At 48.5% G+C, this 11,814-nt stretch carries 3 protein-coding genes; 1 reads left to right on the forward strand and 2 read right to left on the reverse strand.

Annotation, left to right across the window (positions count from 1 at the left end; all coding sequences use genetic code 11):
• On the reverse strand, window positions 1-7,578 hold a 7,578-nt coding region (locus SFV55_RS04730; RefSeq protein WP_320028316.1), incomplete at its 3' end, for an SdiA-regulated domain-containing protein.
• Window positions 7,579-7,746: 168 nt separating this feature from the next.
• Window positions 7,747-8,799, reverse strand: coding sequence for an endonuclease/exonuclease/phosphatase family protein (locus SFV55_RS04735; protein ID WP_320028317.1), 1,053 nt, complete (start codon window positions 8,797-8,799; stop codon window positions 7,747-7,749).
• Window positions 8,800-8,968: 169 nt separating this feature from the next.
• Between SFV55_RS04735 and SFV55_RS04740 the strand changes: the two genes are divergently transcribed.
• Window positions 8,969-11,788 (forward strand): TonB-dependent receptor plug domain-containing protein, encoded by a 2,820-nt coding sequence (locus SFV55_RS04740; RefSeq protein WP_320028318.1) that lies wholly within the window; start codon window positions 8,969-8,971, stop codon window positions 11,786-11,788.
• The last annotated feature ends 26 nt before the right edge of the window (window positions 11,789-11,814 follow it).

Below are 11,814 nucleotides of genomic sequence, written 5' to 3' on the forward strand. Positions count from 1 at the left end.
TACCGCAATCCAAGCCATCTTACAGTTGTCCCATGATCCTTCGTCGATGTCTGCAGCGCTAACTTGGGCATATCCGTTGGTGTAACCATTGGCATTGCTCAAAGTGATGTGCAAGTCATCATCACACTTCATTACAGGGGCAATCTTGTCCTTCACTTCGAATACAAAGTAAGCGGTTGAAGCATTGTAGCAACCATCGAAAGCGTCAATCACCATCAGGTGTTTGCCCACTGGAAGGCCGATCATCATCCCGTTCATTACTGCATACTCCACTTTATCCCAGCAGATGTCGTCTTTTTGGAAGGACTGGTCTTCTGCCAATATACCATAAGGATGAACGCCATCTTCAGGGAAAGTACCTCCACAGAATGGATTGGCATCGCCTTCATACACCAGAATACCTTTTACATAACGGTCTTTGGTGTAAACACTTACGCTTACGTTACCCAAGGCACAGTTGTCTTTGATGTCAACACCAAAGGTTGACTTAATACCAGTAGCCGAAATGGGGAAAGCGGCTGTGCAATCCATTGGGCCTGTTGAGATATTAAAGGGCGCCTGAGGGGCATATTCCAGGGAAGGCGCAGAGAAGTCTCCAAATTTGATCAAAACGTGGAACGTATCCACAATCCGGCCTGCACACCAATCAAATACATACACCTCCCGATCAATCTTCACACCTTTGCCTCCACAAATTGGAAATTCGGTGTCCTTGAACGACACAGAGTAATTGCATTCTACTTCATCGAGGTAAAAACAGCGTGATAACCTGGGTGTAGTCTTGCGGTTGAAATAACTACACACCAAAGGCAGGTAATCTGATTTTTGGATGAGTTCTTTGTCTGGCACACAAGAGCCGTATTCCACCACCTGATCATATTTTCCACCATCACCATCGCCATTGAACGCGAAGTCCTCAATTGCTGGGCGAGCAAAGGGAATTTCCTGAACGGTATCCCTACTCATTCCCTTACAATCAGTAGCCACCCAGGTCCGGTAAATTCGGGCATAAATCCCGCCATTTTCCTTCATTTGCTCACAATTGTAGAACACAACGCGGTCGCTCCACTTTACAGTTGTGCGACAACCACAGTTGTAACAATTGTCTTTGAAATAGGTATAACCCAGGTTGTTGATGTTGTCTGCTACCAAACTTGGCGGCACCAGGTTACAAGCGCCAGTCCCGGCTACACCTTCGGCATTGTTGAAGGTTTGAGGGCTGCTATTGGATGGCCGTGGAGAGCTAGTTGCATCAACATTTCCTATAGTCAGACGGTTGTTCAACACAAAGTCCACATCGTAGCAATCCAAGGTGCCTTTGAACCAATCTGCACAAACAAAAATCGGCGCTGTTTTATCTTCCGCCGTCACTTTGCCCCAACAAATGACATTGCCAAAAGAGTCAAACAGACCGTAAGTCCATACGCCTGCACAGTCGATCAGGTTGCCATTGCTGGGGTCGTTGTCCATGACGCGCACAGTACCATTGGCACAGTTGCCGTCTGAAATGAGATCGGCGGTCAGTTCAAATTTACAGTTATCGTTGAGGCTGACAAAGAGGTCCTGGCAACCACACTGAGCAATTTGAAACTGTTGGCTTACGGTTTTAGCGCAGAAAATCTTTTTGGCAGGATCGTTTGCGGTGAACGTGAAGTTAAGGGTATGGGTGGATCCCGGAGCCAAACCGGCTGGATCGATGGTGATTTGGTGGGGTGGTGGTGGCATATTGAGGGTTATGGGAGTTGTACCCAGCACAAAAGTACCACTCCCAGATGCGCCATTCAACTCTTGCCCCGTTACTGTAAATGGTGCCGCATTGGGTACCACTAGTTTGGGAAGTCCCGCAAATTGGGGATCTGGATAATTGCAAAGGTTGCTAATGCTCAGGTCAGTACCTCTACCATTTGTAACGGTTAGGGAATAACCTACGCCATCTTTATGGTAGCCCTTGATGATGTAGAACCCTGAGCCCGCAGGGGTTTCCACCAATGGGGTGTTGTCCGGAATAAGCATGGTAGCCGCATCATCAGAGTACAAGTTGAGGTTACCTGACGGCTTAACTGTCCAGCTTTGACCAGTTGGGGCATTTACCGTAATGTTCTCGCTAAAAGTGCCGTCATTCGAGGTCGTTCCATTTTCAATGATGGCGGGAGCTTTGGCACAGGTGCAGGGGTCAGAGATTTCGTATTTGCAGTCGGCAAGGGTCACTGTCACTTTAGTTGGAAGGCTTTCACAACCCTGATCATTCAAACAGGTAACCCAAATATCCTTTGAAGTACCCACAGACGGGGCTGGGTCATAGCTGGAGCCTGTAGCAATTGGCTGGGAAAGGTTGTTTGTAGGGTCTACATCGTAGAAGTTGTATTGCGTATTTGGCCTTACTGTGCCAGAGAACACAACATTATCAATACGAAGGTTACCACCAGTGGCACCGCTATTGTAGCCGTAGATACGGATACAAACGGTTTCTGCTCCAATTACAGCTGTCTCCAAGGATTGAGAAAATGCCGCAAAAGACGTAGGAAGGTCACCTTCACTACCAATGGTGCTGAAACTACCTCCATTGAGCGATAAGGCCAGCATGTATTTCATTACTCCTGAACCTGAACGTTGGGCATCGAAGCGAAAACTGCTTAAATCAAGCACATATCCAGCGTTAGCAGCTATGCAAAACTCAAGATAGTCATTTGGATCCATGCTCGTGTTAGTCGTCCATTGATCCGTAGCAAAAGCGGATGTTTCGGTAGGAGCAGTACCACCAAAAATATTGCCGGTCTGATTAAGCCCAGGTCCGACTGCCATATCACTGACAGTAATATTGCCAGCCCCTGCTCCACCTGCAACACCAGCTCTTCTGGCAGAAGTATTTTCAAAGTCATAAGTCGCGGTGATTGCGCTTCCCGCTGTAAAAGGTGGCACAATCCGGGTACTTTCGCCCACACACGCACCAAAGTTTGGAATAGCAGGAGCATTCGGAAGGGGCGATACGGTTATTGTAGGGCTTCCAGTTTTAGAGCAAACTTCGGCACTAAGGCCATTGTCCATAACGGAAACAAGAGTATACGTTGTATTAACAGTGGGAGACACCGAAATAGGAGTACCATTACTATAGTTAGAGTTGGTAAGCAATAGTGTATTGAGGTCACCATCGTCGATACTGATGGTATAATTTCCAGAACCATTGCTTACTGTAATGGTCAAATTAGTGCTTTCTCCGACACAAATTTCACTATCGGTGGTGGCCAGTACGGCGTTGCAACAGATTTTAGTGGTTACTGTAGCAGTGTTGCCTTTCAAAGTAGTAGTACACCCGCTCAGTTCTACTTTTTCCAGGGTAAGGGTAACGTTTCCGTTAGCGGTGGAAGTCGTCACCGTTGCAACTCCTTGAGCATCCAGATCAACCGCAACCGATCCATTCCCCAATGTGTAGGTGACTTTTCCGTTGGCTGGTCCGGTGATATTGAATACTGCGTCGGCACCTTCACAAACCGGTTCATTGCTAGCCGCTACTACACTGGCAGTTGGGCATATTACGGTGTAGGTCTTTTCAGCTAAGGTAGGTTGGTTATTGCCAGTGAAACATGTTGTAGTTACTGGTGATATACGAGGGCGAATGCGGAGGGTAGTGTTGCAGTCACCAGCTAAAACAGTATACTCTGCACAAGCAGGCGAAAAAGTATAGGGAATCGTATTTGCCCCTTGATTGCTAAAGCCCAGGGAATTTGGGGTGTTGCCTGGGGCAGCATTGACCTGCCAAGTGCCGGTAACGTCGGTGGATCGTTCGATTGACTGCTCGTCTGTAGTGGAAACTGCACCGACTGAAGTGAAATTACTAGCTTCGGAAACAATTGAGGAGGCAATCGTTGAAGCTGATGGCAAAGCAGGGCAACCTGAACCAGCAACGATCAGCGCAGCGTTAGAAATCGCAGTAGCTCCACCAGGTGAATTAGGAGCAGAAGGGCTTCCCCAAATCACCCCATTCACAAATGTATTACTTGCATTGAATAGCGCCAAATATTCGCCGCCGTTGGTTAAACTTCCCAACCCAGAAACAGCACCTAAGGACAAATCTCTAGCCGCGCTCCAGGAGTTATCCGCAGCATTTCCACCAACTACATAAAAACCGTCAGCCGGTATCACGGTATTATTGGGAATTTGAACGACAAAATCACCGTCAGTGAAATAAAAACAGCTGATGTCTGTCCCTGGAGTGCCCGCTATTTCCCAGCCTTCTCCATTCGTTGTGCCGGTTTCGGTGGTCGCGTTGAACAAAATTTCATTGATCACTGGACTTCCGCTAGGTAGGGTTACTGTATTTTTGGTAACGGTTTGAGTAGCCAAAACGGCCGAATTGGCTTCATCGTATACATCACCGTTGTTGTTCGCGTCCAATACCCATTCGATCACTGAACCATTGGGCAAGTTGCTCGATGCATTGGCATCAACACTGAAACTCAGTTTGGTACCTACACATACGTCACCATTTGGCGTGGTACAATTGGCATCATCAGCAAAAACTGGACTTGGCGTGGGTGCTTGTATTGTCACCATGGCCGTACCACTCCCCGTACCCGGGCAAGATACCGGCGCTGCCGAAGTTACACTACTAATGGTATACGTTCCAGCACCCAGGCTAACATCAGTGCTACCATCTCCTTCGATGGTCACCATGGTATTGTCTGAAAGTACAACGATGGCTTTGGGCGTCCCAGTGATGGTTACTGTAGCCGTAGTGGCAGGTGAACATACACTGCCGCCGCCACTGATGGTTGCGGTAGGCGCAGCGCACTCGATACTTCCTGGCGAGCCAATCAGCGTAACAGTTCCATCTACCACATCATATGCTCCATTAGCACCTTCTTCGCTCAAAGTCGAAACCGCAGGGTCGCATGCTGTATTATCAAAAGTAGCAAAAGGTGAAGCCGAAGGAGATGCCCCAAAAGTCACTCCTATAATCAAGTTGCCACTGGCGTCAAAGAGATTCACCGCATCACCGCCGGCGCCTAGTCCCGGACCTCCATAGTTACCGATAAGCACTCCAGAGGGAAGTGTGCCGCCAAACCAAACATTGATGAAGGCCGTTATTTTGGTTGCATCTCCATCAACGAAGATAACGGACTGGCCTGCTGCAATGCTAGTCACACCACTGAGTGCACTTGCATTAGCAAAGCTACCCGAATCGTCGTCTATTTTCCAGCCAGTGATGTCTACAGCGGCAGCGCTTGTGTTGGTCACCTCAAACCAATCGGCCAAAACGCCAGGGCTATTGCCACTAGACCATGGGGCGACCTCTGTGATGCACAAAGGAGAGGGGTTATCAAAAACATCACTGATTGTTAAAGTAAAGGCTCTACTGGCATCGGGAGAAACACCTACACTGGCATCATCCACATTGATGGTGACACTGTAGCTAGGCTTGGTTTCAAAATCAAGCACTGTTCCCGCTTTGAGGAACAACTCATTGCCAACTATTTCAAAAGCAGCAGCATCGGCGCCCGTTAGGCTGAGCACATTGGTGCCCAAAGCGTCATCACTTACAATGATGTTGCCAACTTTGACTCGGGATGCGGTACTGGTGTTTTCAGGCAAACTGGCGGGGGGATTAGCAACGCTGACTTCAACTGGAGCAGCGTTTGAATAAACATAAGTAGCAGGTGCATAAACCCACAACTGTGGATGATTGCCATCACCCCCACCTTGCTCGTTCACGATGTAAAGTAAGCCAGCATTGTCCATAGCCACACCTTCGTGCCCTTGTTCAGCTACGTTGAGTGGATTCCCTGGATCCGTAGTGATCGACAAGAAGTTGGCAATGCTACCCGTACGATCAATATTGATGACCTTGCCATCTTCTTGGCTCAACACCAACAGGTTGTCGTCGGTAAGCGGAGTCGGCAGATTGGAAAGCGCGTATACATCGCCAATATCAGTAAGGCCTGCCAGGGCTGGATCAAATAAATTAGTCGAGTTTACGGTACTTGGCGAACCATTGGTAGCGGTACCTGCGCCAAAGTCAATCCCCGTCTGGAAGATGCCCTGAGGGGTTATTTCTTTTACCAAAATATATCCACCTGTTTGTGGATCGTAGGAGATACCTTCTAAGCCAATATTGCCAATGGTTGTACCCAATTTTACGCTTTGCACGTTTGCTCTGGAAAGGGTGCCACCCGCCACATATGTGAAGAGGTTGGCTTGGCGTTCACGTTCTTCAACCAATACAAACTGACTGCCACTGAAGTGAGTCAGTCCTTCTGGATCGAGAAAATCACCTGTTGTAAGCGTCATGGTGCTGATCAACTGCCCATTTTTGCCGACTTCAACGATGGAAGTTCCTTCGTCGCCTAAAACATATAAGTTGCCATTAACTGGATTGTAAGTGACCGCAGATACTTCCAGCGCCAACTGGTTGCCCATTGGTGCAGTGGCACGTAAAGGCACTGGCAAGTTGTAGCGACCGATACGGACATAGGTAGAAAGATCAATGGTTGTACTTGGAGCGGAATCATTGTCTGTTATGGTAATGTCTTGGGTTGTAGTCGCACCAAGCGTAATGCCTGCTGAGGGGCTGCTGATGGTCAAGGTAGCGGTTTCCAGTCCTTCAACGTCAGTATCGTCTAGAATAGTGAAGGTTACTGAGCCCATAGTTTGACCACCCATAATGGTGATGGTTGCAATACTCAAATTATAATCTCCTGCTGTGATCCCAGTTCCAGTTACGGCAAGTGAAAGGGTCTGATCTCCAGTAACCGCTGCGGAAGCAGTAGCCTTGACGGTGATAACCGTTTGAGCGGCTTCTGTACCCGAGGAGAAATTTACTGAAAGGTTGACCCCAATGGAAAAGGTAATGCTTTTGAGAGGGGATTGATCATCTGTAAGGAATGGGGCATCAGGGGAAGTGGCATCAGCATCTTGATCTCCTGAAGCGTCCTGGGCAACCCAGTTGGACGGATTGTTGAATGCGGATAACGCAGTGCCTTTTGATGCGAACGAAGAACCTCCAGCAGTTGGATTGTATGCAGCAACATCGGCCCCACCTGTTCCAGGGAGCACCAATGCAGTAGAACCTGCAGTCAGGTCTGTGCCAGTAAGTAAGCCACTTGTGGTAGCACCAGAGAAACCACCATTGTTACTTGTAATTGCAGCTAGAAAAGAGGAAGGCGTTGTCGCATTGGTCCCAAGAAAAGCGAAAATTGACTCACCAGAGCCCGAAAATGATAGCGTTCCACCACTTAGGGTACCAATGTTAACTGCTCGTGATCCTGAATTAGAAGTATTAAGCAGTTCAACGACCGTACCTGGCGTTATATCACTTCCACCATTTGTCCAAGTGGTGCTGCCTTCTCCTGTATTAAAAGCCCCACCAGAGCCAATAGCTGAACCATTCCACTCATTGTCTTGGAAGTGGATCACCGTTCCAGCAGGAATTTTATTGAGCGCGATGAAGGCAAAGCCATCATTTCCATCAGCGTTATAGCCGACAAAGGCGATATCTCCAGCGCTCAATTGTGCGAACGAATGGGTACTGGCAAGGTGCAAAAGTAGAATTGCAGTGAACCAGAATTGTAAAATTCTTTTCATGCGAGATTGTGATTTGTCCAAGTTAGATATAAAAGGTCGTTGTTTTACAAAGGTAATACTGCCTTTCCGAAACCCGGGCAAATCACTAGTTGCTAATTTCTCAAAAAGCAAAAACTTAACATTGGAATCTACTACATACCTCCTTAGGGTATACCCATTTTTCCCCATTCAAATTTTCTTCACCAAATAAAAATACGTCGGAAAGTGATCACTATACCCCCCTTCAAACGAACTACCTACATAAGACCGAAACGGATAACCCTTGTACTGACCGGACTGCTGTCGCAGGTAATTGGGCCCATGTACATTGGCCTGAAAATACTGGTAGCCCCCCACTTCAGCTTGGATCCAGGCGGGAGACAGGATAATTTGATCAAACAAACTCCAGGCATCTCGGTAAGCCAAAGTGCCCAGACCTTTTTTGTAGAGATTGTAAAAAGGGTTAAAAGTATCCCCTTTGCGCACTTCCTCCTTGTCTTTTTTGCCCCGCAAAACCTCTCTTACACTGTTGTTTACGGGGTCATCATTGAGGTCACCCATGACGACAAATTTGGCGTTAGGATCTTGTTGGAGCAAGGAGTCGCAAGCCTTTTTGCACACCATCGCCGCGGCTACCCGCCAGGGTTCGGATACTTTTTCGCCCCCGCTGCGCGAAGGCCAGTGGTTGACCATTACGTGAATGGGCTCGCCATCAAACACTCCACTTACCAGCAGCACGTCGCGGGTAAAGTTGCGCTCGTCACCTTGATAGATCAATACGGGCAAGCTTTTGCTCGCAGTCACCTTAAAATATTTGGGGTTGTACAAAAGTCCAACATCAATGCCCCGCTCATCCGGCGAGTCGTAATGCACAATTTGGTAATTGCGGGCTACAATGGCGGGTTCATTCACCAAGTCTTCCAGAACCAGGCGGTTTTCTACTTCTGCTACCCCCAGAATGGCTACCCCGTCGGGGGTTTTGTCAGTGCCTAACTCCGCAATCACCTTGGCCATATGGGCCTGTTTGTGGCGGTATTTGTCCTCCGTCCAAACGTAGGAACCCGTAGGCAAAAAGTCTTCGTCATTGATCGTTGTGTCATTGACCAAGTCAAAAAGATTCTCCAGGTTGTAAAAACCAATGGCGGCGATCTTGTAGCGATCCTGCCCATTGAGCGAAAAATGGTTGGTAAAAAATAAAATCAGCGGAAGAATAATAGCGCAGCAGCGATTTGCGTTTCTCATGCGTTTTACGTTTCGAATTCTTTTGCAAAGGAAATACAAGCTTTCATTATTGTTCGTCCATCCATGTAAATTTAACATTAACATACTGCTAAAGAATTATAAGCAGGTGGGTTATTGTTCAAATCGTATTTAATTTCAACCCGTTTTATTTGCCACTTAAAGATCAATTATGTTCATTAGAATCAAGAGCCTGTTGATTCAGCTCGGCCTGATTTTATTGCCATTGAGCCTCTTGGCGCAGGAGGTAGAAGTCAGGGGCCAGGTGCTGGATGCGGCTACCGGGCGAGGTATAGTCGGTGCCGAAATCCGCCTTCCGACTCAAACCTTTTTCAGCGATGCTGAAGGAAATGTTGAATTCAAAGCCAACATTGGCCAGTCTACTCAATTGGTGATTTCCATTTTTAAGTCCGGTTTTCAGGAGAAACAAGTAAGTGTAGAACCCCAGGGCCGCAATCGGGTCAACTTTGGAACTGTCAAATTGGAAAGCAAAGAAGGTACCGATGCCCTCTCTGCCGAAGAGTTTGTGCCGGTCGTCACCCTCAGCGAAAACGACCTGGACAGCGATGGCGACCAGAACGTATCCGGTTTGTTGACCGCTTCCAACGACGTATTTGTCAGTGCCGCCTCTTTTCAGTTCAGCTTCACCAACTTCCGCATGCGCGGGTACGATGGCCAGCACAACGAACTGTTTTTCAACGGCATTCCCATCAACGATGTGGAAACCGGTTTCCCGGGCTGGAACCTCTGGAGTGGCCTCAACGACGTGGTGCGCAGCCGTACTGCTTCCGTAGGTCTGGCCCCTAATGCCAATGGGTTTGGCGGCTTGGGTGGCATCACTGCCCTAGATGTGCGGGCTTCACACCACCGCCCCCAGTTGCGGGTTTCTTACGCGGCGTCCAACCGCGCTTACCGCAATCGGGTCATGGCTACCTATAGCACTGGTCTGACCGCTAGTGGCTGGGCTTTTACCGTATCAGCCTCCCGTCGTTGGGCGCAGGAAGGCTACATCGACGGTACTTTTTACGACGCCAATGCCTATTTTGTTGGGGTAGAAAAAAAATTGAACGACAATCACTTCCTAAGTTTTACCGCCCTAGGTTCACCCGTAAAAAGAGGCCGCAGCGCCCCTGCTACCCAGGAAATGTACGACCTGGCTGGCAGCAATTATTACAACTCCTTTTGGGGCTACCAGGAGGGGGAAAAGCGCAATGCCCGGGTCCAAAACACCCATCAACCACTGGCAGTCTTGCGCCATGACTGGCAAATCCAGGAAAAAACCCGCCTGACTACTGCCATCGGTTACCAAACCGGACGCAATGGTACCACGGCCCTGGACTGGTACGAAGCCCGTGACCCGCGTCCCAATTACTACCGCCGCTTGCCCAGCTACATCGAAAGTGATCAGGCCGTAGAAGTGGAAAAATTGCTGCGTGAAAACGAAGCCCTACGCCAAATTGACTGGGCTTACCTTTACAATACCAACCGGGGCAATACCTTGACGGTCAACAACGCCAACGGCATCCCAGGCAACTCCGTGACTGGCAAACGCTCCCAATACGTGGTTGAAGAGCGCCGCTTCGACCGCAGCCTCTTGTCTTTCAACTCCAATATTGAAAGTTCCATCAGCGAGTTACTCAAGGTTTCTGGCGGGGTCTGCTACCAACAACAAAGCAACCACAACTTCAAAACCATTAACGACCTGCTCGGTGGCGATTTTTACCTCGACATCGACAAGTTCGCTGAGTTCATTGATACCACGGGTGGAGGCTCTTTTATCCAAAATGACATCAATACCCCCAATCGCATCTTGAAAGAGGGCTACAAATTTGGTTGGGACTATACCAACGAACACCGCCGCTACAACTCCTGGGCGCAACTAGAGTTTTATTTGCCCAAATTTGATTTGTTTGTGAGTGGTTCGTTGGGCAATACCAGCTTCTGGCGCAAAGGCAATGTCACCAATGGAAAATTCCCTGAGAATTCCGGTGGTGAAGCACCGAAACAGAGCTTCCTGGAATACGCTGCCAAAGCTGGCCTGACCTTCAAAGCCGATGGCCGCAATTATTTCATGCTCAACGCTGCTTACATGGTGCAAGCCCCACAGGTGCGCAATGCGTATGTGTCACCACGGACGCGGGATCAGATTTTACCGGGTTTGAGTACCGAAAACATCACCAGTATTGAAGGAGGATATTTGTTGCGTTCGCCTTACCTCAAGGGGCGTTTGATCGGGTATTACACCCAAATCAAAAACCAGAACCGCATCAACAATTTCTACCTGGACAATGCCCTGATTGAAGACGACGGTACCGCTTCTGGTGGTTTTGTCAACTACACCATGTCGGGCATCAATACCCAGCATGCCGGGATCGAATTTGGTCTGGAATGGGCCTTCTCACCGGGTTGGAAAGCCAGCACCGCGCTGGCAGCGGGCCAATACATCTATACCTCCCGCCCCACCATTGAGGTATACCTGGACAACCTGGCCTCCAAACTCCGCGAAGACGTGGCCTACATCAAAAATTTCTTTGTGCCCAACATGCCTCAAACCGCAGGCACCATTGGCATCAGCTACAATTCGCCGAAGTTTTGGTTTGCCAACTTCAACTTCAACTACTTCGACGACATTTACCTGGATTTCAACCCCGATCGCCGCACGGTGAGTGCCGTTTCTTATGTGAACAATCCGGAATTTTCCAATCAGGTGGTGGAGCCTGGTTCACCGCTGTGGAAAACCATCATTGAACAGGAAAAAGCGCCTGCGGCCTATACCGTGGATTTTTTTGGTGGGAAATCCTGGAAGATACGCAACGTTTTCCTGTATTTGAATGTAGGGGTAAACAATATCCTGGACAAAAAGGACTTCATCACGGGTGGTTTTGAACAATACCGCTTCGATTATGAGACCAAAGATGTCAACCGTTTCCCCAGCAACTACTTCTACAGCTATGGCCGCAACTACTTTGTAAGTTTAGCTTTGCGCCTTTAATATTTACATCTCTCAACCTTTATATT

This window comes from Haliscomenobacter sp. (assembly GCF_033763495.1).
In the GTDB taxonomy this organism is placed as follows: Bacteria; Bacteroidota; Bacteroidia; order Chitinophagales; family Saprospiraceae; genus Haliscomenobacter.

Coding starts and splice junctions, on each gene's coding strand:
- SFV55_RS04740 (WP_320028318.1), top strand. CDS start 8,969: ATGTTCATTAGAATCAAGAGCCTGTTGATTCAGCTCGGCCTGATTTTA.
- SFV55_RS04735 (WP_320028317.1), bottom strand. CDS start 8,799: ATGAGAAACGCAAATCGCTGCTGCGCTATTATTCTTCCGCTGATTTTA.